Origin of the sequence: Bosea sp. (in: a-proteobacteria) (assembly GCF_023953965.1) — a bacterium.
Classification (GTDB): Bacteria; Pseudomonadota; Alphaproteobacteria; order Rhizobiales; family Beijerinckiaceae; genus Allobosea.
On the sequence record NZ_JAMLIX010000002.1, the window covers coordinates 1,125,115 to 1,150,000 of the forward strand.

Consider the following 24,886-nt stretch of genomic DNA (forward strand, 5'->3'; position numbering starts at 1 on the left):
CTTTCGGGGGATGGTTTCAATGCGTCGGTGCGCGCCACTCGTAGCGGCCGACGCCTTCCTCATCGGTCCAGAGCGGGACCGCTCGGCCGATGACGGAAGCTGCGGGGGTGGGTCCGAAATAGCGGCCGTCGAGGCTGTCGCGGACTTCCCAATTCATGAGGAAAAGCTGGCCGTCGCCGATCACTCGGCAGCCCCGCCAGACGGGCAGATCACGGCCGAGGCTGTCGCGCTCCAGCGCCTCGCCCATCTCGATCCCGTTCACCGTGATCGTGCGGCCGGTGCGGCAAACCCGCTGTCCCGGCAAGCCCAAGACGCGCTTCAACAGCGGGACGCCGCGCGTGATATAGCCGCGCTCGGCCATGAAGGCGGCGAGCGGTTCGGGCGGCATGACGGCGACCATCTCGGGCACCTCGATCCGCTCGGCCGGTGCGATGGTGTAGAAGCCGATGGGTGCGCTGGCCGTCGCGTTCCAGATGAGTTTCACGGGCCAATCGACGGCGCTGGCGGCGGCGATGCCGATGGCGGCGAGCGCCGTCACCGTGAGGGTGCGGCGGCGCGTCATGGGTCGATCCTTCGGCGATGAAGCCAAGCGGCATGTCGCTCGGGGGTGTAGGCGTGCGGCTCCAGATTGGCGGTCAAACGGTTATGGACGTGCCGCCAATGCTCCGGTGAGGCGTCGGCCGGATCGAGGCCGAGCGCATCCACGGCGTCGATAGCGACAAGCGCACGCTGCACCTTCGGCCAGCCGTCGAGGCGCAACAGGATTTCGCCGCCGGGACGCACGAACGGCAATGTCTGGAACGGCTCGCCCCGGCCGATGGCGCGCACAATGTCGATGCGGGAAACGACAGTGCCGTGCTCGCCCTTCGCCCATCGCACGAAGGCAAAGACGCTGCCCGGCGCGAAACCGACGACGCTGCGGCGGCGGTCGATGATCTGCTTGTAGCTCTTGCGGCCGAAGCGTATCCAGTGCTCGACCTTGCGTTTCTCGAAGGTCAGCTCGACCAATGTTGTGAAGGGCGCAGGCCCGTCCGGCAGCGGACGGCCGTGCGCGCTGCGGTGGGCGCGACGGGTCATTGTTTGTCTCCGGTGATGTGCTGGGGGCTGCGCGGGCGCAGCGCGTCGAGCGCGGCCGTCATGGCTCGCCCCTTCGGGCAGAACCGGCACCACGCTTCGGGTGCGCGCGCGTCAAAGAAAAAGAGTTAGATTCTCTGTTAGATAAGTTAGCGGTCGGATTCCGCTTTTCACGCCAGAGCGTTAGCTGCGGTTCGTGCGCCTGATCTGCCGATAGTGCTGCGCCTGATGTGCCGATACCCCGTGCGCCTGATCTGCCGATGGCATCAACAGGGTTATCAACAGTGCCTGTTGATGAGTTTTCGGGGCGGATGCGCAGCAGCTCGCGGCCGTCTTCCCGCTCGATCTGGAGGCGGTAGCCGGGGAGTTGCTGGCGGGCCGCGATCCGGCGCAGGTCGAGCGCGAAGTCGGACGGCCGGGCGAGGCTGCCGGATTTCTGATGAAGGTGCGCGACCTCGAAAATCCAGCCGTGGCGCTGGTGCCCGGCGTGCTTTCTGGCGACGCGGTAAAGCCATCGCTCGATGCCGCCAGTCAGCCGGAAATAGGCAGGGTCGATGGTCAGGACCAGCGAGCGGTCGATGACGCTATTGTAGAACCATTCGGGCAGGACAAATTCCATGCCCTCGACGCGGCCGGCGCGCGTCGTCATTTCCTCCCACTCGTTGATCCATGAGAATTGCCGGCGACGCCAATGCGGGCCGTTGCGGATGGTGGTGGCAATGACGGTCGATTGCAGCCGCGCCAGCGCGGCTTTCAGAAGCCGGTATTGGTGATTGCCGGTCGGCCGCCCGATGGCGCGCAACAGATGGTAGGGCGTAAACCGGACAAAGCGCGACGTGGTGAGGCCGTTGTTCTCGGCCGCAACGATCTGCGAGGCCGCCCATATCAGCACATCGGCGTCCCATATGGTCGCCATGCCATGCTCGGGCATCCCGAACACCTGCACCTCTATGTCGGCGGCCTTGTAGAGAATCGGCTTGGTGCGCGGGGTCTTCGCCAGCGAGAAGAACGGCCGTTCCATCAAGTCGCGCTGGTCGCGCGGCGGCGCGTCGCCCGTTGCGACCACGAAGGGGTCTAGACGGCTGCGCTCGCTATCCTCGGTCGGGTGCGCGGGGTCGTGATCGTCCTCGCGCAGCATCTAGCAGTCGCCCCGTTCTTCGGGCGTGAGGGGACGCGCGGGAAAGACGGTGCCGGCGGTCTTGTCGCGGGTGGATTTGCGTTCGCCGACCGCGCTCCAGTCTTCCAGATCGCGGACGGTGTAGAGGACGCGACCGCCGACCTTGCGATAGGTCGGGCCGGTCCCGTAGGTGCGATGCTTCTCAAGGGTGCGGATGGATATGCCGAGGAAGCGCGCGGCTTCCTTGGTGCGCAGCAGGCGCGGCGGCAGGCCCGCAAGCGGGTTGGGCATGGATCACCTCCAGTCAGGATTGGGCTGCCGGTGGCGGCAGCGGACTGTGGCGAACCATGGCGAGGGATCGGCGGCGCGTAGCGTGCCGCATTTGCGCCTATGCGCTGGCGGCACCCCCTCTGGGGTGATGCGGGCTAATAAATGAGATAATTCAGCGTCTCACTGCCTGCCCCGCCGAATAGGCAAAGACATTTACGGCCGGCTCGGATAGAAACGTAGACGGAGCAGACGCGCTGCTCTGGGGCGTAGTAACCCCTGACTAGCGGTTGGTGCCGGCCGTGACGGCACCACCATCCTCGAACCTTATGGTCGGGGAGCCCATGGCGTATGTCCAGGGCTTCTCGCCTAAAGGTCATGGGGCCGTCTAGTCACGGTTACTAACTCCCCGATCACCAGGTAGAGGGGCCAGTTGCGGGGGCGCACCGCAAACAAGGCTCTCTGGAACCTAGGAGGAGTGACTATGCGGGTTCCCGTCGAACTCGATCCCGATGTGGACGATGAAGCGCCGACCGGCGATACCATAACCGTCTATGACAAACGGCATTACGTTACCTATCTGCGCCTTCTCGATGCGAAGGCCGAGGGCGCGGACTGGAAGGAAGTCGCGCAGATCGTGTTGCACCGTGATCCGGTCGCCGATGAACTTCGCACCCGCCGTTGCTGGCGAAGCCATCTCGAACGCGCGCAATGGCTGTCGCGTGAGGGCTATCGGAAGATTCTGGAGCAGGCGGCAGCCAACAAGGCGTGAGGGTCACGCCACCCGATCAACGCTTGCCGGGCTTGATCGGGTAGTGAAGCAGAAGGCGATAGCCGCCGCGCATCATCTTGATACCGTGCGTGACCAGGCGGCGGGCCTTGTTCTTGCGAGGATCGCTCTCAAAGTCCTCCTTGGTGCCGCGAAAGCCGAGCAGGACTTCAGCGATGGTGCGATAACTTTCGCCATGCAGTCGGGCGTCGAGCGCGCGCAGGGACAGGATATGCCATTGCCGGAGTTGGGCGGGAACGGCCCGGAAGTCGGGACCGGGCGCGCGACCGTTGAGAGACCGCCAAAGACGGCGCGCAGCGTGGGCGCGCAGCTCCAGAAAGGAATCCATCGGCAGCGTGACAGCGTAGAACGCTGCCGCGTCGGGCACCGCCTTTGGCAGCCAGAATTGATGCGCGACGCCATCCACCTGCCAGATGCCGTGCCAGCCATCGGCCGCGCGGCGCATATCGAGGCCGTCGAGATGCGCCAACGTCAGTACCGGTTCGGTGTCGTCGTCCTTGTGATTGACGGGCGACAACATTACGGCTTGCGGTTGAAGGCGCGGACTCCAGATTGGCGAATGCTGCTCATGCGGCGCGTCTGGATCGCACGGGAAATCGCAAACCCCAGCGATGCGCGAACTCTTCGAGGTCGCGGGCATCTGTCCCTCCGGTCAATGCGATGGTCTGGCAGTCCCGACGATATTCGTCGTTGCGGCGCAGGTATTCCCAAGCGAAACCAGCGGCAGGGATGTGCTTTGTGTACCCGTATGCCGCCGGAGATCGCCAATCGATGCTGAGCATGGCGTCACCTCCCCAAGCCGGGATGCTGGGCAGCGCCCGGCAAAGAGAGGTTCAAGGATCGTTGGAAATAGAGAAGCCGCTCAAAGCAGATACCTTGAGCGGCTAACCCGATCATTCTTTGGTGTTTTTAGCTTAGCGACAGCCGGTGCTTTCGAGATGCCTGCCCTTATGAGCACGGACAGGCATTCACGTTCTCATCTGCTGGAAAACACATGCACCTCGCCATGCGCCGTCTCGATGGTGAACAGGTCGCCACCGATCTCAGCGTCGCGCGCCATCGCCTGCCAATCGACATAGTAGCGCAGCGCCTCGGGGATCGTGACGCTCTCTGAGGTCAATTCCTCCATATAGTCGGCGAGGCTGGCGTACTGACCATGATAGCAGTCTTGAAAGGCGGTTTCGGCTTGGTCCATGTCGCCACCGAAATGCCCCAGCAAGCCCGCGCCGAGTGCGCCATGCTCTGCGATGAAAGCGGCCATCCGCGCCACGCTGTCGATGCCGGCATATTCGGAGATGCTGACGCCCTCGAAGCCCTCATAGTCGTGAATGGCGTATTCCTCCGCGTCCTCGACGGGGGAACGGGCAAGCATCGCGGCAATCTCGTCCCTGATCTGGTCCGCGTCCTGATCCGCGTCGATCCAAGTGCCATGCAAATAGCCGTTATTGTAGGCGGCAAGGCAGGCGACATAGATGCGGGGGGTGCTGTCGGATACGTTGGTCATTTCTCTGATCCTCGGGTCGGAAGGTCAGCGAAGCGGAACGCCGCGCCTGACCTTCTGGCCGTCGCCGAGACCGGGTGTGCAAACGGAAGGAGGCTTCGCGGGGAACCGGCTGCACGGAGCGCGGCACGCGCGTAGGAAGCTGGGCGGAAGCCTCTTGAAGTGCGCGGAGGGCAGAGCCCTAAGTCTCAATCCTCAGAAAGGAATTTCGTCATCCAGATCGGGAGAAGTGGAATTGTTCATGGGAACCGCACCCTCGCTAGATGCCGTTGGCGGTTCCGTGCTTTGAGCGTCAACTGCGATAGGGGCTGTCCAGTGCCGGGCGATCCGATGCCAATCAACTTCGCGCTTGTTGGCACCTGTCCAAACATCCCAAAAATCAGGGTCGGCGGATTGAGGCTGATGCTCCTTTGCCAACTCGTCGATCTCGACCAGTACGGGAATAGGCGTCGCCCATCCCAACAGGATCGCCTGTTTTGATGGCAAGCTGGGCAGATCGCGCAGCAACCCACCCACGTTGTCTGGTACAAGACGCGCGACAAGGTTTTGGTCGGAATCGTTGACTATACGATGGAGAATGAAGGTGTTGCACTGAGCCAAAACGGTCGGCGAAAGCTCTGATGGTCGCTGCGACGACAGCACCAGACCTAAGCCGAATTTGCGTCCCTCGCGGGCAATGCGCTCGAAAATTTCCCGGCAGAGCTGGTTAGGACTGGACGCCGGGCCTTCGTCGTCCTTACCGCGTCGAATGAAGGTGTGAGCTTCTTCCAGCACGAGGACTGTGGGCAGTGATAGCCCCTCTGCATTGAGCCGCCGATAGCGTTGCAGAGATTCAAAAATCACCCGGGCCAGCACGGCCACAACGACGTGAACGACCTCGGAGGGGACCAAGGAAAGGTCGACGACAGCTAGCGGGCCATTGCGTGCGCCGTCATCACCGATATAACTTTTTAGCCATTCCTCGAAGCTGGTTGGCGGTACCTTTCCAATGACGCTTCCAAGCCGTTGATCCGCGAGCATGCTGCGAATACGAAGGCCAAGCGTGCTAATAAACGCCGCGAAATTTCCGCCTTGCTCGGCAGCCAGATGATCCAGATGTTCGGCAAGCAGTGTGACATCGAATGGAACTGGAGCGTCTTCACTGATTGCGGCGGCCGCGCCGACAATATCCGGTAGGGCATCTGTAACAACAGCGATGGCGTCACGGGCCGATTCAAGATCGCCGACCAAGAAGTCGTTAAAATAGGTCAATCCCGACCGCCGGGAGTCAACAATTTCAGTGATTGTGGCAGAAAGCGTTTGCAATAGCGTCGTCGCTGGGTCATCGACCGATGCTGCAAAATGAGCGGAATCCTCGGCGATGCCGCCCAGCAAGCGCGCGCAATCAAACCGGGGGCCGACCGCTCCGGCGAAGGCGGTGCTTCCCATATTGAGCATGGCGGTAATGCGACCACTTGAAACAAGCAGATGCCGCTTGATGGTGGCTTCTCGCGGTACATCTTCATGATGGCCGCTCTTCAGTTCTCGTATCCCGCGCAACAGAAGCGGACGTTGCGCACCCGGCTGGGCATGGGCAACGGCAGTCCATTCATGGCCGCTCCAAAGCCATGCCGGAACATCCAGCTCTCTTTCAGTTCCAACGACTGGTGGGACTCGGAACAGACGGAGTTGATCTCCTCGATCCGCAAAGGCTTTGGCATATTCGCCATTGGGATCTAGAACGATGAAGCGCGCGTTCGGATGGCCTTTTCGGCCCGCGTCACTCATCGCTTTTGCTCCTGCGTCGAGCGACCAGCGGATCAGTCCGGCAACCGTACAGGACTTGCCACTGCCCGTATTGCCGAGCACGGCGAGATGTCTGCCGAATAGCTTGTCGGGATCGACCTTGATCTCGGCGCTCGATGCAAGGGCCGAAGTCCCGATACGGACACGCCGATCCGACTCCTTCGCACCAACGATAGCCTCGACCTGTTCAGGTGTCGGCATGAGTACCTGATCGCCCACTGACGGAAACGCGGCTACGCCGCGCGACAGTTCATACACTGTCTGCTTCGATGCTCGGTCCCGCCGAGACGTGAGTGTGCCGACAGGCGAGACGCACATCTTTCGCAGTGGAAACGGAAGGTCGATCAGACCGAAATCTTTCAAGCCCGACCGTTTGGGATAGGGCGACCGCTCTATCCCGATCCATGATATGTAGGCGACCGTCGCGCCGGCCTCGTTAGGAATAAGGACATAGCCATTGAGGCGAGGAAATGCGGCAGGTGTTCCTGTGTTCAGCGCCGTTGCCTGCGGTGCATCCAATTCGAGCAGGATGCGGATTTCATCAGGCGAAACAGACTCAACCGCGCCGATAACCAAGCCAGCAATGGACTCTATGGGCGTGGTCATGCTGTTGTTCCGCCGCCTAACAATTCGCCGAACTCATCGGTAGTCGCAGCAGCAGCGTCTGGTGCGGACGGATGCTCTGGCGGGCGGTGCTTCAATAGTTCGGTCATGCGCCCGGTGATGTAATCAAGCGTTGGTTTCGGGAGGTAGTTTTCGATCAACGTTGTGAGGTCACCGAAATGGGGACCGATTAACAGCGATACCTGCGCCTCGCGAGTCCGTGAAAGAAAGCCTTTCAAGCGGTCATCCGCCGAGTAAGCGAGCACCACGAGATGGGTTGATGGGATCGTCAGCATGTCGAGCAACACGCGGTTGATGTGATCGTCCCCGAAGCCATAGCCGTAAGTGACGACAACCGCATTGGGCCTGCACGTTGCGGCGGCAAAATCACGAAACAGCTCTGCGTACGGATACTGTGTCGTTTCGACATCCTTCGCCGGGTTCGGATAGATCATCACCGTATCGACCGGCTTTTTGGGCAGATCGGTGTGATCGGTGGGGGCACCGAAGGGTATTCCCTTCCGCAAAATCTTCCGATCTGTCGTGCTGAATAGCCAGTCGAGAGAACCATGAAGTTTGGTCAGGCGGATGACGCCTTCCATGAAGCGTGGTTCCCCGCGAATGCCCGGCGGGTTGTAATGCACATCAACCTCGACGCGGGTTGACCGGAAAACAGGCGTGAGCGCTCCAACAAAACGGTCGATAATACGAAGCCCGGCGAGGTCGCAACCGTGCTCAATCAACCTGTCGTAGTTCGTAGTGAAGACATGCAGCCTCTCGCGCGAAGCCGCGCGACTGGCGAAGCTGAGTAGGAACGACTGAACTGCCCCTTCTGCAATGACTCGCTTTGCCGGATCGCCGCTGATCAGACCGGCTTCAGTTTTGAGAAGTGATTCAAGGAAACCACGGAGCTGTACATCCATCGCGGATTTAAGGGTGGCGGCTTTAGCCATATCAATGATCTTCAACCCCTCATAAACCGAAAGGGCTGCCCGGAACTGATCCTCGATATTGGCCGCACCACGCCCCATGCGTGCCGCCTCGTTCGCAGCGAAGTCGTCGATCTGCTTGTCGAACTCGCTCCCGAACACAACCTTGCCCATGCCTGTAGCATTGGCTCCGGCCATATATCCCACGGCGGTCGTGAAGCCGCTACCTATCAAAAGATTCAAGTGTTCGGCTTGAAAAACAGCGGATAGCCAAGGCTCGATCCGCTTTCGCGCTGACGCGATGAATTTATCTAGCGTATCGTCATCCGCAGGTAGATCGCTCCATGACTCGGAATGGCTCCCAACGCGATACGCATGCTTATCATCAAGATTCATATTTCCCCCGAACACACCCTACACGCCCTGAGGCTCGATCACCCTGAAAGGTGTTTTTCAAGAGCAGCATTAGTTGCCTTGAATAGGCGCTCGAACCGGCCTTCACTTGCGGCGGGCAAAACCGACGACGGGTCGCTGGCCATTTTTTGTAGGAACAGCCGCGTTGGCCGTGTTTTGTGAAACGCAATAGTAAGTGCATCAAACGCCGCCTCGAAGCGGCGGGCTATGCGAGGAATGCGGGCATTCAATTCCAACGTTTTGCCCTTCAGTTCCTTGGCGTAGGCTTCGTGCACAAGTGCTTCGTAAACAGCCGAGTCCAGTATATCTTCAATGTCGGCTTCAGTGGGGGGAGCTTCGAATGCTTCGCTTACGAAAACGATGTTATCCGACCGGATAAGCTTGCCTTTCACCAAATCGTCGCGCGTTGCCTTGGCGTCCTTTTCGTCATCGAATAGGACAAGCACGTTCAGTTGTTCAGACGTTAGCAGCGCTACCATGTAGTGAACTTTTTGCGCGCCGCCGGCTGGCGTTATGGTCAACCGGTCATCGAGGCCAACTTTTCCTTGCTCATTCAGATATGCCGAAACCGCCGAAAGAATCCAAAAGTCGGTGACGCCTTCAACAACCAGGTTGTTCGGCCCGATAAACAGGCTTTGGGCAAGGTCGTATCCAAGCGCGGCTTGCAACGGAAACAGGGTGCGGGCGTCACCGTTCGGGTCGTTGGAAACGGTCGTGCCTTCTTCTTCGGCAATATTGACCGTTCGTACCCAATCCAATTGGTGCGTTGGGACCATGAACGGTGAGTGTGTCGTATAGACGATTTGGTTGGTGAAATCGTCTTCGAGGTGTCGAAGCAAATCACCTTGCGACCGCGCGTGGAGATAGAGACCCGGTTCGTCCAACAGCAAAATCGCGCCATCGGCTTCGCCGTCTTCGGTATCTGCCGCGAACACGACATAGAACGCGAAAAACCATTGGAAGCCACGGCTTCTTTCATCAAGGTTCACTTCAACGTCATACGTACTGTTAGGATCGGAAATCAGCGTGTCGAAATGGTGTGCGTCGAGGTTGAAGCGTACCTTCAGTTCGCGGTCCTTCCACCGCTTGCGAATGGCGGTCGTGACGACGGCACCAGCACGGTTGGCTAATTGCCCACGTGTTTCTTGGTCATCGCTTTGCGACAGTTCGTTGAGCTTTTCAGGGCTAAGCCCGGCAACCTTACAAAGCTTTTCAAAATTTACGTCGGCGGCTGTCTGCTGCCCTTCATTTTTACGCTTGAGGAAGCGAGCAATATCTTGATGACCTCGTATTTCGGGGTAGTCTTCAAGATACATGAACTTTGGCAAGCGTTCGATAATCCAACCGCGCGCCTTCGAGTGTGCTTCTTCGCTTCCCGGGATGGCTTCGGCCATCTCTTCCAAGGACACAATTTTTTGGTCTTGGGCGTCTGTAAGTTCGATGTCCGCTGCTGCAAGCGCCTGCCGAAGCGCGGCAAGCGCCGAGGTCGCCGTTGCAGCCCATTTCGCGGCAGTCACTCCGGCACCGATGGCAACCACGAATGCGTCTGAAGCCCGCTCCAACTCGGCCTTTGCTTCGCCCGTCAACTTCGAGGCTTTTGCCTTGACCGCCGCGTCAATCTTACGCGCTTCGGCTTTAATCGCAGCGAGGTCGAAAGGGGTTTCCGGGGCGTCGATGCCAACATACCGCTTGTCGCCATATCGACGGCCAACAGTGACCTCAGACACACCTTCAGCGGCCGGCCAAATCTCAGCTAGGCGTCGCTGTTCGTACTCGCTCAATTGCCATGTGGAGTCTACAACCGGGGTGTGGTCGTTACATTCTGAAAGCTTCCGATGTCTCGGAAAATCCTTGATGGGATTGAGCGCCTTGAAGCCGTCTGCTGGGTTTAGACTATGAAGCGCCCGCAAGACGTTCGACTTGCCGCTCTCGTTTCGACCTAGTAACGCCGTGATACGAGAAACATCAACTTCACCGCTATCGTTGATGGATCGAAAATTCCTTACGCGAAAAGACTTGAGCTGCATTCGACACCCCCCCCCCTTGAAGCACGAGGATAGGCGGTTCATGAGCCTCTCTCAATACAGTATGTGTCATCAAGACCAGCAACGAAGCTGCTGGAGCATGACCGCATCCCTCGGACTGGCTGTGGCATAGCGTCCGTGCACTAAAGGGCGTTGGGGCGTTCCTCAATTATCAGCTAAAAGCCACAAGTGATCCTCAAGTACAGTGACCGAAAGTGAAACGGGGGGAGCAAGGGGCGCGGAACACAATCAACCAAAGCCTCACGGGTCATTTGGGAGGGCTATAGCGTAGGTGTAGTTCTCTGTTTCTTCGGCTTCGGCCCGCCATTATTGGTAGTTAAATACCGACGGGAATTGGTCAGATCCCGCAAATCGTTCATCGCCGCCGCTTTCGAAGTCCCGCACCGTGCTGGCGCCGTTGCGCCACAGCTTGATTGGAGCCCAGCTACCGGGTCGTCAACCTCACTCCTCAACGGCTGAAAGAGAACGAGAAGGACCGCGACGGGTGGAGCCCGGCCCGAGCCGCAACGCCGTCGACCCGTTGCCGGCGCCGGCAGACAGGCCCGGATTTGCGAGCCCGGAGACTACCGCGGCTGCGCGATGCCGAGCGGGTCGCGGTCGAAGGGCTTGGCCTGGGGCGGCCGCATGTCCGCGCGCGCGAGCCGGCCCTCGAGCCGGCGGCTGAGATAGGAGAGCGGCCAACACAGCGCGAAGTAGATCGCGCAGACGATCGAGAAGACGAGGAGGGGGCGGAAGGTCGTGTTGTTCACCAGTTGGGCGGCGCGGGTCAGCTCGACGAAGCCGAGGATCGAGGTCACCGAGGTGCTCTTGATGACCTGCACGAGGAAGCCGACGGTCGGCGGCGTCGCGAGGCGCAAGGCCTGCGGGATGATGACCAGGCCGACCTGATGCGGATATCGAAGCCCGAGCGCGCGCGCCGCATCCCATTGCCCGCGCGGCACCGCCTCGATGCAGCCGCGCCAGATCTCGCCGAGGAAGGCGCTGCTGTAGAGCGTCAGCCCGATCGCCGCTGCGTGCCAGGCGCTGACCGGCAGGCCGACGATGTTGGCGCCGAAGAAGAGCATGAAAAGCTGCATCAGCAGCGGCGTGCCCTGGAACAGCTCGACATAGGCACCCGCCAGCAGCCGCGGCACGCGGCCGGCCGCGGAGCGCATCAGCGCGATCACGAGGCCTATGATCGTGCCGCCGACGAAGGCGACGAGCGACAGCACGATGGTCCACTGCGCGGCGCGCAGCAGGATCATGACGTCGCCGGCCGAGAAATCGCGGATCATCCGGCCCGTACCCATCTCGCATAGACGATGCGGAAGACCTGCCGAAACCCGAGCGACAGCGCGAGATAGATGGCGGTCACGACGAAATAGACCTCGAAGGCGCGGAAGGTGCGCGACTGGATGGAGTTCGCGGTCGCCGTGAGCTCCTCCACCGCGATGACCGAGACGACGCTCGTGCCGAGCATCAGCAGGATGAACTGGCTGCACAGCGCCGGGTAGACGGCGATCAGCGCCTGTCGGAGCACGACGAGGCGCACGATCTGCGTCTTGCGCAGTCCGAGCGCGAGGCCGGCTTCGATCTGGCCACGCGGAACCGCCTCGATACCCGCGCGGATGATCTCGGATGCATAGGCGCCGATATTCATCGTCAGGGCGAAGGCCGCGGCGGCATCCGGGCTGAGGCGCAGGCCGAGCGACGGCAATCCCAGGAAGACCAGGAAAAGCTGCACGAGGAAGGGCGTGTTGCGGATCGCCTCGACATAGCCGAACAGCCCCGCCTTCAGCCAGCGCGGGCCATAGGCGCTGCCGACCGCGCAGGCCGTGCCGAGCGCGAGCCCGCACACCATCGCGATCAGCGAAAGCCGCAGCGTGAGCAGCAGCCCGCCGAGCAGCAGCGGCCATTCGCGCCAGAGCGTCGAGAACTGGAAGACGTAGTCCACGGCCCCCCCTTGACAGCATCAATGTTACCGATAACATCGGGTCCGTCAACAACGGGGCCATGGCTATGGCTGCACGGATGATCGTGACGGGTGGTGCGGGGGGCCTCGGCCGCGCTGTGGCGATCGGCGCCGCCGGCCGCGGCGCGCGCGTCGCGGTCATCGACATCGACGCGGCGGGCGCCGAGGCCGTCGCCGAGACCTGCGGCGGCATCGCGATCGCGGCCGATCTGATCGGCGGCGACCCGGAGGCCGCCGTCATGTCGGCGGCCGGACGACTGGGCGGGCTCGACGTGCTCGTCAACAATGCGGGCTACGGTGCCGGCGAAGCGTTCCTCGCGATGAAGGCGGCGACCTGGGATCGCACGCTCGGTCTCAACGTGCGGGCGCTGGCGCTGGCGAGCGCGGCGGCCGGCCGCATCATGGCGGCGCAGCGCGCCGGGCGGATCATCAACGTCACCTCGCCGGCCTCGCGCATGGCGCTGCCGAACTACACGGCCTATGCGGCCTCGAAGGCTGCCGTCGACGCGATCACGCGCGCCGCCGCCGTCGCGCTCGCGCCCCATGGCATCCGGGTCAATTCGGTGGCGCCCGGCATGATGGACACCCCGATGCAGCGCAGCACCGAAGAAGCCTTCGCAAGCCTCGAAGGGCGCAGCGACATCGACGCCTTCCTCGCGGAGCGCACCGCCCGCATCCCGGTCGGCCGGCGCATCGCGCCCGAGGCGGTCGCGGAGGCCGTGCTGTGGCTCGCCTTCGACGCGCCCGACTATCTCACGGCCGAGCGGCTGAACATGTCGGGCGGGCTGGACAGGGACTGAGACGATGCTGCGCAACGCTCCCGGATCGGATCTCCCGATCGAGGACATCAAGAGACGCGCCAGGGCGCTCCGGCGCCACATGATCAGCATGTCGCGCCATATCGGCCAGGGCTATATCGCGCAGGGCCTCGCTATCGCCGACGTCCTGGCGGCGCTCTATTTCCACGAACTGCGCCACGACCCGGCCAATCCCGGCTGGGCGGAGCGCGACCGCTTCCTGCTCTCCACCGGCCATTACGCGATCGCCCTCTGGGCGGCCTTCGCGGAGGCGGGGCTGATCCCGGCCGAGGAGCTCGCCAGCTATGGCGTCGACGGCAGCCGGCTGCCGATGAGCACGCTCGACACGACGCCGGGCGTGGAGATCATCGGCGGCTCGCTCGGCCATGGGCCCGGCCAGGCCGTCGGCATGGCGCTCGGCCAGCGCCTGCGCGGATCGCAGGCGCGGATCTTCGTCGAATTCTCGGACGGCGAGTTGCAGGAGGGCTCGACCTGGGAGGCGCTGATGGCGGGCGCGGGCTTCGGGCTCGACAACCTCGTCGCGCTGATCGACTGCAACGGCATCCAGGCCGACGGCGCGATCGTCCTCGACATCGAGCCCGTCGCCGGCAAGCTCCGGGCCTTCGGCTGGGACACGGTCGAGATCGACGGCAACGACGTGGCGGCGATCCTCCAGGCGCTGCATGGCGCGCGTGCCCGGGACGGCCGCCCGAAGGCGATCGTCCTGCGCACCCGCCCCGGCCGCGGCGTGCCGACGATCGAACGGCGCGAAAAGGCGCATTTCGTCCGGGTCGAGCCGGAGGAATGGGACCTGTTCGAACGCGAGCTGGAGGCGCAGCCATGAGCCGCGGCGTAACCCTCGGCATGGGCGAGGTGGAGCGGGCCGGTGGCCGCGAGCTCGTTGACGCCCCGTTCGGAAACGCGCTGGCGGCGCTCGCGAGGAGGCGCGACGACATTGTCGGCCTCACGGCGGATCTGGCGAAATACACCGACATCCTCCCCTTCAAGGAGGCCTGCCCGTCCCGCTTCTTCAACGTCGGCATGGCGGAGCAGAACCTCGTCGCGGTGGCGGCGGGCCTCGCGAAATCCGGCTTCGTCGCCTATTGCACCACCTATGGCGTTTTCGCGACCCGCCGCGCCTACGACTTCATCGCCATCGCCTGCGCGCATTCCCGGGCCGAGGTGAAGATCTTCGCCGGTCTGCCCGGCCTCACCACCGGCTATGGCGGCACGCACCAGGCGATCGAGGACCTCGCGCTGATGCGCATGGTGCCGGATCTCGTCGTCATAGACCCGTGCGACGCCACCGAGCTCGAGCAGGTCACGCATGCGGTCGCGGCGCATCGCGGCCCGGCCTATGTGCGGCTGCTGCGCGGCGCGGTGCCGCGCGTGCTCGATCCGGAGACGCATCGCTTCGCGATCGGGCGCAGCTACGTGTTGCGCGAGGGCCGCGACATCGGGCTCGTCTCGACCGGCCTCATGACCGAGCGGGCGCTCGATGCCGCCGAGATTCTGTCAGCCGCGGGTATCTCGGCGGGCGTGCTGCACGTGCCGACGATCAAGCCCTTCGATGCCGCCGGCGTCGCGGCCTTCGCACGGCGCCATGACCGGCTGATCAGCATCGAGAACCATGTGGTGAGCGGTGGCCTCGGCGCGCTCCTCGCCGAGGCGCTGTTCGAGGCCGGAATCGTGAAGCCCCTCGAGCGCGTGGGCATTCCCGACAGGTTCATCGAATGCGGATCCCTGCCCTTCCTGCAGGAGCAATGCGGAATGACGGTCCCGCAGATCGTCGCTCTCGCCAATGACAAGACGAAGAGGAGGACACCATGAAGCGCATTCTGAACTGGGCCTCGGCGGCCCTTGCAACGCTATGCCTCACCCTGACGACGGCGGCCGGAGCGCAGACCGTCGACGACATCATCAAGCGCGGCACCGTCCAGATCGCCGTCGACCCGACGAGCGCCCCCTTCGGCATCACCGGATCGGACGGCCAGCCCGACGGGTTCGACGTCGATGTCGCCCGGCTGGTGGCCAAGTATCTCGGCGTCAAGCTCGAACTCGTGCCCGTCACGTCGCAGAACCGCATTCCCTACCTGCTCACCAATCGCGTCGACATGGTGATCTCGCTCTTCTCGGTGACGCCCGAGCGCGCCTTGCAGGTCCAGTTCTCCAGCCCCTATGCGGCGGTCGGAACCATCGTGACGGCGCGCGCCGACCGGAAGATCGCGAGCTTCGCGGATCTCAAGGGCCTGAAGGTCGGCGTGCCGCGCGGCACCATTCCCGACAACCTTCTCACCAAGATGGCCCTGCCGGACGTGCAGATCGTCCGCTTCGACGACGAGGCGACCTCGATCCAGGCGCTGGTGTCTGGCCAGGTCGATGCGCTCGGCTCCAGCACCACGGCCCTGCTCGTCCTCAACCGCGGCAAGGCCCAGAAGGAGTTCGAGCGCAAGCTGACCCTGGTCGAGAACCATTTCGGCATCGGCATCCGGCGCGGCCAGAGCGACCTGCTGCAATGGCTCAACACCTTCGTCTACGCGATCCGCGCCAATGGCGAGCTGAACGCCCTGACCGAGAAATGGACGGGCGAGAAGATGGGCGCGCTGCCCAACATCTGAACCCGCACGCCCGGAGCCGAGCGACATGCCGTCCCTACCGCAGACCGATCCCCGCGCCTGCCGGATCACCAAGGTCACGACCTATGTGGTCGGCATGCGCTGGCGCAACTGTGTCTTCGCGCATGTCGAGACCGACGAGGGGATCGCCGGCATCGGCGAAGGCTCGCTCGAATACCAGCCGAAGGCCGTGGAGGTCGCGATCCACCAGCTCGTCGCCCGCTATGTGGCCGGCCGCTCGGCCTTCGCGATCGAGAAGCTGTGGCACGACGTGTTGCGCAACGAGTTCATGCATTCCCCGATCATCAACAGCGCCGCCGCCGCGATCGAGATGGCGATGTGGGACATCGCCGGAAAGGCGCTCGGCCGCCCGACCCACGACCTGCTGGGCGGCCGGGTGCACGACGTGCTGCCCGCCTATGCCAATGCCTGGTACGGCATCGGCACCTCGCCTGCCGAGATCGGCGATGCCGCGAAGGCGGCGGCCGCGAAAGGCTATCGCGGCCTGAAATTCGATCCTTTCGAGGATGCGGGCCGCGATCCCGACCGCGCCTCGATCCGGCGCGCGGTGGCGATCGTGGAAGCGGTGCGGGACGCTGTCGGCCCCGATGTCGACCTGATGATCGACGCCCATGGCCGCTTCAGCCCCGGCTCGGCGATCGCGATCGCGCGCGACCTCGAGGCGGCGGACCTGTTCTGGTTCGAGGAACCCTGTGATCCCGAGAACGCCGCCGCCCTCGCGATGGTCGGGCGGGGCATGAAGACACGCCTCGCCACCGGCGAGCGCTGCACCAGCCGCGCCGGCATGGTGAACCTTCTCGAGACGCACGAGATCGACGTCTTGCAGCCCGACATCATCCATGTCGGCGGCATCCTGGAGGGTAAGAAGATCGCCGCGATGGCGGACGCCTATTATACGCCCGTCTCCTTCCACAATCCGTTCGGCCCCGTGGCGACGGCGGCGGCCGTGCAGCTCGACGCTTGCACCACGAACGTCTTCATGCAGGAGTCCTTCTGCGAATACGACGTTCCGTTCCGCTTCGACCTTCTCGAGCATGCCCCGAAGCCCGAGAATGGCCGTTACGTGGTGCCGGACCGGCCTGGGCTCGGCGTGGGCGAGTTCCGGCCCGAGGTCGCCCTCGCCCACCCCTGGGAACCGGATGCCTTTCTGCCGCTCTTCACGGATCGCTGGTCGGCGCGGTTCTGACGCTCGCCGGCGGGCGGAAAGGTCGCCGTGAGCGGATCGCCCGACAAGCCGAACGCCCCCTCGCTGCCGCGCATGGCCGATGTCGCGGAGGCGGCCGGCGTCACCCAGATGACGGTCTCGCGGGCGCTGCGCGATCCCGACAAGGTGGCGCCCGGCACGCTGGCGCGGGTGAAGGCGGCGATCGCCGAAACCGGCTACGTGCCGAATGTCGTCGCGGGCGTCCTGTCGGGCCGGTCGAAGAGCCGGATCGTGACCGCCGTCATTCCGACCATCCAGCACGCGATTTTCGCCGATACCGTGACGGGGCTGTCGGAAGCGCTGCGCCCGCACGGCTATCACCTGATGCTCGGCGAGACCGGCTATCGCCTCGAGGAGGAGGATGCGCTGATCGCCGCATTCCTCGCGCATCGGCCGGACGCCTTCATGCTCACCGGGGTGACGCGCTCAAAGCACAGCCGCAACCTGCTGAAGCGCAGCGGCGTGCCGATCGTCGAGACCTGGGAGCTCGCGCGCACGCCCCTCGACATGGTCGTCGGCTATTCGAACGAAGACGCCGCTCATGCGATGACCCGCTATCTTGCGGAACGCGGTTACCGGCGGATCGCCTTCGTCAGCGGCCCGAGCCGCACCAACGAGCGCGCCCGCCGCCGCGAGCTCGGCTACGCCCGCGCGCTTGGCGAGCTCGGCCTGCCGGTACTGCCGATCCTGACGATCGGCGAGCCGTCCGTCCCCCATCTCGAGGAAGGCGCGGCGATCCTCGACGCGGTGCTCGCGCTTACGCCCGATGCCGTCTTCTTCACGAGCGACGTCTATGCCGTGGGCGCCCTCATGGCCGCCCAGGCGCGCTGCCTCGACGTGCCCGGCGCGCTCGGCATCGCGGGCTTCCATGACCTCCCGATCGCCCGGGTCGTCAGCCCCGGCCTGACGACGGTTCACGTTCCGGCGCATGAAATCGGGGTTCTCGCCGGCCGCAAGATCCTCGCAAGCCTCGCCGGCGCGGCAGAACCGAAGAAAAGCATCATCCCGTTCACGCTCGTTCCGCGGCAGAGCACGCGCTAAAGCGGGCCGCCACCCCTCCGGGTGGCGTGGACTCTCGGGATTCCCATCGAACTGAAGCGACATTTGCTGCAGCTAGCGATCCGACGTCTTATTTCGACGCCCAGCCCTTTCTTTACAGAAGAGTTCGAATCGTTTCGGGCGGGCGTTGGTTCTCCGCCGGGCAAGCGGACATCATGGTGGCAGTCTGAACCGGTCAGCGGCGGCTCGCCGGTGAGGTTTCGTCCCGTTCCCCAATGAAATCCATGTTCAGCTTGAGGCCGAGACCCGGCAGGTCGGGCACGTGCATATAGCCGTCGATCGGCAGCGGCGCACCGTCAAAAACCTGAGCGGTTATGTCCTCGAACATCAGCAGGCGCTCGAGGAAGAGTGCGTTCGGCACCGCCGCGACGAGGTGCAGATGGAGGTTCTCCATGGCGTGGGGCGCGAACTTTACATTCCAGGCCTGGGTCAGGGCGGCGCATTTCAGCATCTCGGTGTAACCCCCCGGCGCGGGCGCCATCGACCTGCACGATGTCCGCCGCGTCGTGCATGAGAAGGTCCCTGACGCCGAACTTGGTGTATTCGTGCTCGCCGGTTGCCAGCGGGATGTCGGTGCCGCGCTTGAAGCGGGCGAGCCCGGGAATGTCGTCGGCGAAGACCGGCTCCTCGAACAGGAAGATGTCGTATTCGCGGATGCGGTTGGCGAGCTGCACCGCCGTCGCCGCATCGAAGGAATTGTTTGCGTCGACCATGAGGTTGATGTCCGGGCCGACCGCCTCTCGAACCTTCCGGACACGCTCCGCATCGCGCCTCGGATTGCGGCCGCCGTCGAAGCCGACCTTGAACTTCACGGTCGTGAAGCCGCGCGCGACCATGCCCTTGATCTCGTCGACGAGTTGATCGTCGGAATAGGAGGTCCAGCCGCCACTGGCATAGACCGGCACCTTGGTCCGGTTCCCGCCGAGCAGCTTGTAGACCGGCAGATCGACGATCTTGCCCTTGAGGTCCCAAAGCGCGATGTCGACGGCGCTGAGCGCGCAATACATCAGCCCCTTGCGGCCGACGCCGCGCAAATAGTGGAAGAATTCCTGCCAGATCGCCTCCGTCTCGAGCGGGTCGCGGCCGATCAGCTTCGGCGTCATGTTGCGGTTGATCAGCTCGCAGGTCGCTTCGCCGCCGACCTCGTGATAGGTGACGCCGATCCCTTCCAGTCCCTGATCCGTCGTGATGCGCACGATCACGAAGCCGATCGTCTCGACCTTGCGCGTCGCATCCGCGAAGCCGCCGGGGACCGGGGCGGAGACGAGGTGAACGTCGATCTTCCGAATCCTGTGGCGCATCAGCTTCCCCACGGCAACAAGCATTGACAGCATTATCGATAATGATATCGATATTCGCAGAGACCGGCCTTTGTCCAGCGGGAGGCTCGCCTTGGTTCCTAAGCTCAGCCGTCCGTCCGATCTGGTCTACGGTATCGTCAAGCGGCGCATCATCCTGAACGAGCTGACGCCGGAAACGGTCCTGACCGAGCTCGGCCTCGCCCATGAGATCGGCTGCAGCCAGGGGTCGATCCGCGAGGCCTTGCTGCGCCTGCAGGAGGACGGCCTCGTCGTCCGCTCGGGACGACGGACGATCGTGACGCGGCTGACAGCGGAGGAAGCCGACGAAATGCTGGCACTGCGCCGCCGCATCGAGACGCGCGGTGCGCTGAAGGCGGCGCTCCATGCCGACAGCCCCGCGCTCGACGACCTGCGCGGCCTCCGGACAACCATGCTGGAAGCCGCCGCCGAGGGCGACGAATACCGCGTGATCGAAGCCGACAAGGATTTTCACCTCGCGCTGTTCCGGCTCTCCGGCCTCGATGCCCTCGGGCAGATACTGGCGCGCTGCATCATGCATTCGAACCGCTACAAACTCTGGGCACCCGAGCATCGCCGCCCCTTGATCGAGACGGCGCGACGCCACGACGTTCTCTACGAGCGGCTTGCCGCCGGCGACGGCCGCGGGCTGGCCGCGGCGCTCGGCTCCCATATCGACACGGTCGTCCTTCAGCGCAGCGACGAGGTGGCCGCGTGAGCGCCTTCGTCCATCCGCAGATGGCCCCAATTCTCGCCGCTTTCGCGGCGGCGCCGGGCGTCGATTTCAAGACCCTGCCGATCGCCGAGGCCCGCAGCACCGCCGACGCCGGCTCGATCGCCTGGAACGAAGGCGCGCCCGATATCCCGGCCCGCGAGATTACGGTGCGGCTGGACGGCGCTTCGCTGCGCGGGCGGCTCTATCATCCGAAGCCCGGAACCGCCCTGCCTCTCGTCGTCTATGTCCATGGCGGCGGCTGGACCTTCGGTTCGGTCGACACCCATGACGGCACGATGCGGACCCTCGTGGCGGCGTCCGGCTGTGCCATCTTCGGGTTCGACTATCGCCTCGCGCCGGAATACCCCTATCCGATCCCGCTGGAGGATACGCTCGGCGCCATCGCCTTCGCGCTCAGCGGCGAACTCGGCTCCGATGTCGATGAGCGACGCTGGGCGCTTGCCGGAGACTCGGCCGGCGCGACGCTCGCGCTTGCGGCGATGATCCAGCGCCGCGATGCCGGGCTCGCCCTCCCCGCCGCCGCTGCCCTGTTCTACGGCTGCTATGCCCCCGATTTCGAAAGCGGCAGCCATGCGCGGTTTGGCGAAGGCTATCTCCTGACCACGGCCAATATGCGCTGGTACTGGCGCAACTATCTCGGTGCAGCCTTCGACGCCCCTCCGGCGCTCGGCGCGCCGCTGCATGCCGATCTCGCCGGATTGCCACCGCTTTACCTTGCGGCGGGCGGGCTCGATCCGCTTGCCGACGACACACGCCGCCTGGCCGATCGTATCGCGGCGGCAGACGTCGCCTTCCGCCACGACCATGTGCCCGGCGTCGTCCATGGCTGCCTGCGCATGAGCCGGAAGCTTGCCCCGGCCCAGGCCATGATCGACGCGGCGGCGGCCTACATCACCGAAAGACTATAAAAACATCAGGGAAGAAAACATTATGGAACGCAGGACTTTCATGAAACTCGCGGGCGCGACCGCGCTCTCCTTCGAAGCCGCCAGGCCAGCCATCGCCCAGGGTAAAGCGACAGTGCGCTGGTGGTATCATTACGACAATCCCCAGAACACGCCTGCCGGCCTCGTCGCGAAATTCGAGGCGGAGAACCCGGACATCAAGATCCAGGCCGAGCCGATCCCGTGGGGCGGCGGCACCGACTACATCAACCGCATCTTCTCGGCCCTGGTCGCCGGGAACCAGCCCGACTGCGCCATGGTGCGGCTGTCCTATCTCTCGCGCTTCGGACAGATGAAGGCGCTGGAGCCGCTGGACGGCTTCCTCGCCAACTGGAAGGGCCGCAGCGACATCGCCGAGGACGTCTGGAAGATCAACCGCTCGCCCGACGGCAAGCAATACTACATGCCGCTGCACTATGTGGTGATCTATCTCTACTACCGACAGGATCTGCTTCAGCAGGCAGGGCTCCAGCCGCCCAAGACTTTCGCTGAGTTCCTCACGGCCGCACAGGCCCTGACCAAGGACGGTGTCTACGGCTACGGGATGCGTGGCGGCGCCGGCTGCCATGACAACTGGGGACCTTTCGTCCTCGGCGGCGGCGCCAGCTTCGACAAGGGCGGCATGGTCACGGAGAAGGCGCTCGCGGCGAACCGCTGGTTCGTCGACCTTGCCGTGAAGCACAAGGTCGTCCCGCCCTCGGCGCCGACCGATGCCTTCCGCCAGATCGTCGACGCCTTCAAGGCCGGCCGGACCGGCATGGCGATCCATCACATCGGCTCGGTTGCCGAAATCGTCGGCGCGCTCGGCGACAAGGTCTCGGCCGTGCCGGTGCCGCGTGGCCCCGATGGTGGCGGGTGGACCTATTTCGGCGACGAATCCAATGCGATCTTCGCGGGCAGCAAGAACAAGGAGGCCGCCTTCCGCTGGATCAGCTTCCTGTCGAGCGCCGGGAACAATGCCGAACAGGCCAAGCTCAGCGGCCAATTGCCGATCACCATTTCGGACGCGAAGAGCTGGACCGTGCATCCCAAGCGCTTCGTCGAGGCGAGCGATGCCTCCCTGCCCATCGCCAAGCCCTTGCCGGACCATGTGAAGACGCCGGATTTCGTCGGCCGCGTCCTGCCCACCAACCTGCAGCGGGCGCTGACGGGCGGGATGAACCCGGACGATCTCATGAGGGCGGTCGAACAGACCTTCCACGGCTGAGGCCGGATCGCATCGCACGACGCCGGACCAGTTCCGGCGCCAGCCATCGATCTAAGGGACGACGCCATGAACAAGGCAATGGCGAGCGGCGCGATGCTTCGCGCGGCGACCCCATACGGCTTCCTGCTGCCGGCACTGCTGGTAACGGCACTGGTCATCCTGTTCCCGGTCGTGCAGACGGCCTGGTACAGCTTGCACGAATACGTTCTCTACGATCCGGACAATTTCCGCTTCGTCGGCCTGCGGAATTTCGCCACCGCGCTTTCCGACGAGGTCTTCTGGATCGCGCTCGCGAACTCCGCGATCTGGGTTGCGGGCATCGTGTCGCTGCAGCTCCTGCTCGGCCTCGCAGCTGCACTGTTGCTCAACCAGAGCTTCTGGTGGCGCGGCATGGCGCGGGCCTTGGTGATCATCCCCTGGGCGCTGCCGAGCGTGATCATCGGCCTGATGTGGACCTGGATCTATGATTTCAATCTCGGCGTCTTCAACGACATCCTCCTGCGCCTTGGCCTGATCTCGACGCCGCATCCCTGGCTCGCCCAGCCCTCCACGGCACTGGCCTGCATCATGCTGGCGCTGGTCTGGCAGGGTTTTCCGTTCTTCACCGTCACCATTCTGGCGGGCTTGCAGACCGTGCCGGGCGAGCTCTACGAAGCGGCCGAAATCGACGGGGCGAATGCCTGGCGCCAGTTCCTCCACGTCACCCTGCCCTCGATCGCCGGCATCGTCACGACGGCCGTGCTGCTGCGCATCATCTGGGTGGCCAATTCGCTCGACGTCATCCTGGTCATGACGGGCGGCGGGCCGGGCTATGCCACGCATACGCTGCCGCTCTACGCCTTCCTGCGCGCCTATACCGGCATGGAATTCGGCTATGCCGCCTCGCTCTCGCTGATGCTGACCGCGATCCTGCTCGGCATCGTCTGGCTCTATGTCCGCCGGCAGGCCGGGGAGATGGAGCGATGATCCGGCCCCGCTCCTTCGCCCGCAACCTGATTCAGGTCGAAATTCCCGTCCTGCTGGTGCTCGCCTTCGCGTTGGCACCGTTCGTCTGGATGCTGCTGACCTCGATCAAGCCGAATGCGGACCTCTCCCAGTTCCCGGTGCGCTATCTGCCGAGCAGCACGACCTTCGAGCACTACCGAACGCTGATCCAGCGCACGAGCTTTCCGGTCAATCTGCTGAACAGCCTGATCATCGCCTGCGGCGCCGTCCTGCTGGGGCTCGCGACCAGCGTGCCCGCCGCCTATTCGTTCTCGCGCTTCCGCTTCGCCGGGCGGCGCACGCTGATGACGAGCTTCCTCGTCATCAACATGTTCCCGATCGTGCTGCTGATCATCCCGCTCTTCGTGCTGATGCGGACGCTCGGGCTGATCGACACCTTCCTCGGCGTCATCATCGGCCATTCGACCTTCTCGATCCCGTTCTCGATCTGGATGCTGGTCAGCTATTTCAACGCGATCCCGCGCGATCTCGACGAGGCCGCGACGATCGACGGGGCTTCGCGCCTGCAGACGATCCGGCTGGTGGTGCTGCCGCTGGTGATGCCTGGCATCGTCACCACCGCGATCTACGTCTTCATCACCTCCTGGAACGAGTACCTGTTCGCGATGATGCTTTCGGGCGAGACGGTCAGGCCGGTGACCGTCGCCCTGCAGTTGTTCATCGGCGAATTCACGGTGCAGTGGGGCATTCTCACCGCGGGCGGCACGATCATTGCCCTGCCCGTGACCATCCTTTTCCTTTTTGTGCAGAAGCGGCTCGTCGGCGGTCTGACGGCAGGAGCAGTCAAATCATGACCAATGCGATCGGGGTGATCTCGATGTTCTATGCGCGCCCCTTCGGGCGCGAGCATTTCCCGACCTTCCAGCGCATGAAGCAGGCCGGAGCCGATGTCGTCGAACTGCTCGTGCCGGAGCCGGGCGAGCTCGATCTCGCCGGGACGAAGGCCGCCGCAGCCGATGCCGGCCTGTCGATCGTGCTGGCGGCACGGGTGAACCCGACCCGCGACCTCGCCAGCCCCGATCCGGCCGCGCATCAGGCCGGCATCGCCTATCTCGAGCAATGCGTCGACATCGCCGCCGCGCTCAGCGCCGGTATCGTCGGCGGCCCGCTCTATGGCGCGCCGCTGGTCTTCGCCGGCCGGGCGCCACATCCGGTCGAGCCGGCCGAGCGCCGTCGCCGGGTCGATGCGGTCGTCCGCGGCCTGACGCAGGCGGCAAAGCGCGCCGCCGACAAGGGGATCGTGCTCGGCGTCGAGCCGCTGAACAGGTTCGAGACCGACATGTGCAACACCTGCCGGCATGCGCTGGACTATGTCGAAGCCGTCGCCTCGCCCGCCGTCGGCGTGATGCTCGATACCTTCCACATGAACATGGAGGAATTCGACCTTGCCGCATCGATCCGGCTGGCGGGGTCGAAGCTCGTGCATTTCCAGGCGAACGAGAACAATCGCGGCTTCGTCGGCTCCGGTCATATCGACTGGCCGGCGATCGCGCGCGCATTGGC

27 protein-coding genes (1 of these 27 cut by a window edge) are annotated in these 24,886 nt (G+C 63.9%); 13 read left to right on the forward strand and 14 right to left on the reverse strand.

Going from position 1 to position 24,886, the window contains the following annotated elements:
- Nucleotides 1-16: 16 nt before the first annotated feature.
- The 4 genes from M9917_RS20430 to M9917_RS20445 are packed head-to-tail and all read right to left on the reverse strand — an operon-like array spanning nt 17 to nt 2,482.
- Nucleotides 17-562, reverse strand: a complete 546-nt coding sequence (locus M9917_RS20430; protein WP_207588936.1) for a S26 family signal peptidase — start codon at nt 560-562, stop codon at nt 17-19.
- Nucleotides 559-1,077, reverse strand: coding sequence for a DUF2840 domain-containing protein (locus M9917_RS20435; RefSeq protein ID WP_207588938.1), 519 nt, complete (start codon nt 1,075-1,077; stop codon nt 559-561). The genes M9917_RS20430 and M9917_RS20435 overlap by 4 nt, the downstream gene beginning before the upstream one ends.
- A gap of 58 nt (nt 1,078-1,135) precedes the next feature.
- The gene (locus M9917_RS20440) at nt 1,136-2,212 is read right to left on the reverse strand and encodes a replication initiator protein A (RefSeq protein ID WP_207588940.1); all 1,077 of its coding nucleotides are present in this window, start codon (nt 2,210-2,212) and stop codon (nt 1,136-1,138) included.
- Nucleotides 2,213-2,482, reverse strand: coding sequence for a helix-turn-helix transcriptional regulator (locus M9917_RS20445; RefSeq protein ID WP_024353481.1), 270 nt, complete (start codon nt 2,480-2,482; stop codon nt 2,213-2,215).
- Between the two features lie 460 nt (nt 2,483-2,942).
- On the opposite strand from M9917_RS20445, the gene M9917_RS20450 reads away from it, so the two are divergent.
- Nucleotides 2,943-3,230 carry a DNA -binding domain-containing protein gene (locus M9917_RS20450; RefSeq protein ID WP_207588942.1) on the forward strand — a complete coding sequence of 96 codons (288 nt, stop codon included), beginning with the start codon at nt 2,943-2,945 and terminating at the stop codon, nt 3,228-3,230.
- A gap of 16 nt (nt 3,231-3,246) precedes the next feature.
- Here the strand turns inward: M9917_RS20450 and M9917_RS20455 are convergent, their stop codons facing one another.
- The 8 genes from M9917_RS20455 to M9917_RS20490 form a co-directional block, all read right to left on the reverse strand.
- Nucleotides 3,247-3,768: a DUF2285 domain-containing protein gene (locus M9917_RS20455; protein WP_207588944.1), complete on the reverse strand. Its 522-nt coding sequence runs from the start codon at nt 3,766-3,768 to the stop codon at nt 3,247-3,249.
- Between the two features lie 46 nt (nt 3,769-3,814).
- Nucleotides 3,815-4,030 carry a transcriptional regulator domain-containing protein gene (locus M9917_RS20460; RefSeq protein ID WP_207588946.1) on the reverse strand — a complete coding sequence of 72 codons (216 nt, stop codon included), beginning with the start codon at nt 4,028-4,030 and terminating at the stop codon, nt 3,815-3,817.
- Nucleotides 4,031-4,224: 194 nt separating this feature from the next.
- Entirely contained in the window at nt 4,225-4,752 is a 528-nt protein-coding gene (locus M9917_RS20465) for an antirestriction protein ArdA (RefSeq protein ID WP_207588948.1), read from the reverse strand.
- Between the two features lie 192 nt (nt 4,753-4,944).
- Complete coding sequence (locus M9917_RS20470) at nt 4,945-7,140, reverse strand: ATP-binding protein (protein ID WP_207588950.1); 2,196 nt, start codon at nt 7,138-7,140, stop codon at nt 4,945-4,947.
- The gene (locus tag M9917_RS20475; RefSeq protein ID WP_207588952.1) at nt 7,137-8,462 is read right to left on the reverse strand and encodes an SIR2 family protein; all 1,326 of its coding nucleotides are present in this window, start codon (nt 8,460-8,462) and stop codon (nt 7,137-7,139) included. The genes M9917_RS20470 and M9917_RS20475 overlap by 4 nt, the downstream gene beginning before the upstream one ends.
- 38 nt (nt 8,463-8,500) lie before the next feature.
- Nucleotides 8,501-10,507 (reverse strand): AAA family ATPase, encoded by a 2,007-nt coding sequence (locus M9917_RS20480; protein WP_207588954.1) that lies wholly within the window; start codon nt 10,505-10,507, stop codon nt 8,501-8,503.
- Between the two features lie 581 nt (nt 10,508-11,088).
- On the reverse strand, nt 11,089-11,799 hold the full coding sequence (locus tag M9917_RS20485; protein WP_297256812.1) for an amino acid ABC transporter permease: 711 nt from the start codon (nt 11,797-11,799) through the stop codon (nt 11,089-11,091).
- Nucleotides 11,796-12,458 (reverse strand): amino acid ABC transporter permease, encoded by a 663-nt coding sequence (locus M9917_RS20490; protein ID WP_297256814.1) that lies wholly within the window; start codon nt 12,456-12,458, stop codon nt 11,796-11,798. Before M9917_RS20490 ends, M9917_RS20485 begins: the two co-directional genes overlap by 4 nt.
- 59 nt (nt 12,459-12,517) lie before the next feature.
- On the opposite strand from M9917_RS20490, the gene M9917_RS20495 reads away from it, so the two are divergent.
- Genes M9917_RS20495 through M9917_RS20520 form a run of 6 tightly spaced genes read left to right on the forward strand, consistent with a single transcriptional unit; the run spans nt 12,518 to nt 18,154 of the window.
- Nucleotides 12,518-13,276, forward strand: coding sequence for an SDR family NAD(P)-dependent oxidoreductase (locus tag M9917_RS20495; protein WP_297256816.1), 759 nt, complete (start codon nt 12,518-12,520; stop codon nt 13,274-13,276).
- 4 nt (nt 13,277-13,280) lie between these two features.
- Nucleotides 13,281-14,117 (forward strand): transketolase, encoded by an 837-nt coding sequence (locus M9917_RS20500; RefSeq protein WP_297256817.1) that lies wholly within the window; start codon nt 13,281-13,283, stop codon nt 14,115-14,117.
- A complete protein-coding gene (locus M9917_RS20505) occupies nt 14,114-15,103 on the forward strand; it encodes a transketolase family protein (protein WP_297256819.1) in 990 nt (329 codons plus the stop codon). Before M9917_RS20500 ends, M9917_RS20505 begins: the two co-directional genes overlap by 4 nt.
- Nucleotides 15,100-15,891 (forward strand): transporter substrate-binding domain-containing protein, encoded by a 792-nt coding sequence (locus M9917_RS20510; RefSeq protein ID WP_297256821.1) that lies wholly within the window; start codon nt 15,100-15,102, stop codon nt 15,889-15,891. The genes M9917_RS20505 and M9917_RS20510 overlap by 4 nt, the downstream gene beginning before the upstream one ends.
- A 25-nt stretch (nt 15,892-15,916) precedes the next feature.
- The gene (locus tag M9917_RS20515; RefSeq protein ID WP_297256823.1) at nt 15,917-17,095 is read left to right on the forward strand and encodes a mandelate racemase/muconate lactonizing enzyme family protein; all 1,179 of its coding nucleotides are present in this window, start codon (nt 15,917-15,919) and stop codon (nt 17,093-17,095) included.
- A 27-nt stretch (nt 17,096-17,122) separates the two neighbouring features.
- A complete protein-coding gene (locus M9917_RS20520) occupies nt 17,123-18,154 on the forward strand; it encodes a LacI family DNA-binding transcriptional regulator (RefSeq protein ID WP_297256824.1) in 1,032 nt (343 codons plus the stop codon).
- A 193-nt stretch (nt 18,155-18,347) separates the two neighbouring features.
- Here the strand turns inward: M9917_RS20520 and M9917_RS20525 are convergent, their stop codons facing one another.
- Both M9917_RS20525 and M9917_RS20530 read right to left on the reverse strand, forming a co-directional pair.
- On the reverse strand, nt 18,348-18,566 hold the full coding sequence (locus M9917_RS20525) for an enolase C-terminal domain-like protein (RefSeq protein ID WP_367273933.1): 219 nt from the start codon (nt 18,564-18,566) through the stop codon (nt 18,348-18,350).
- Entirely contained in the window at nt 18,469-19,473 is a 1,005-nt protein-coding gene (locus M9917_RS20530) for a mandelate racemase/muconate lactonizing enzyme family protein (protein ID WP_367273934.1), read from the reverse strand. The genes M9917_RS20525 and M9917_RS20530 overlap by 98 nt, the downstream gene beginning before the upstream one ends.
- A gap of 91 nt (nt 19,474-19,564) precedes the next feature.
- Between M9917_RS20530 and M9917_RS20535 the strand changes: the two genes are divergently transcribed.
- The 6 genes from M9917_RS20535 to M9917_RS20560 all read left to right on the forward strand — a co-directional run.
- Nucleotides 19,565-20,209, forward strand: a complete 645-nt coding sequence (locus tag M9917_RS20535; protein ID WP_297256828.1) for a GntR family transcriptional regulator — start codon at nt 19,565-19,567, stop codon at nt 20,207-20,209.
- Complete coding sequence (locus M9917_RS20540; RefSeq protein WP_297256830.1) at nt 20,206-21,135, forward strand: alpha/beta hydrolase; 930 nt, start codon at nt 20,206-20,208, stop codon at nt 21,133-21,135. Before M9917_RS20535 ends, M9917_RS20540 begins: the two co-directional genes overlap by 4 nt.
- Before the next feature lie 40 nt (nt 21,136-21,175).
- On the forward strand, nt 21,176-22,378 hold the full coding sequence (locus M9917_RS20545) for an ABC transporter substrate-binding protein (RefSeq protein WP_297256832.1): 1,203 nt from the start codon (nt 21,176-21,178) through the stop codon (nt 22,376-22,378).
- A 66-nt stretch (nt 22,379-22,444) separates the two neighbouring features.
- The gene (locus M9917_RS20550; RefSeq protein WP_297256834.1) at nt 22,445-23,344 is read left to right on the forward strand and encodes a carbohydrate ABC transporter permease; all 900 of its coding nucleotides are present in this window, start codon (nt 22,445-22,447) and stop codon (nt 23,342-23,344) included.
- Nucleotides 23,341-24,177 carry a carbohydrate ABC transporter permease gene (locus M9917_RS20555; RefSeq protein WP_297256836.1) on the forward strand — a complete coding sequence of 279 codons (837 nt, stop codon included), beginning with the start codon at nt 23,341-23,343 and terminating at the stop codon, nt 24,175-24,177. The genes M9917_RS20550 and M9917_RS20555 overlap by 4 nt, the downstream gene beginning before the upstream one ends.
- Nucleotides 24,174-24,886, forward strand: the 5' portion of a protein-coding gene (locus M9917_RS20560) for a sugar phosphate isomerase/epimerase family protein (protein WP_297256838.1). 190 nt of this gene lie beyond the right edge of the window; 713 of the gene's 903 nt are visible here — the first part of the coding sequence; the start codon lies at nt 24,174-24,176; its stop codon lies off the right edge, out of view. The genes M9917_RS20555 and M9917_RS20560 overlap by 4 nt, the downstream gene beginning before the upstream one ends.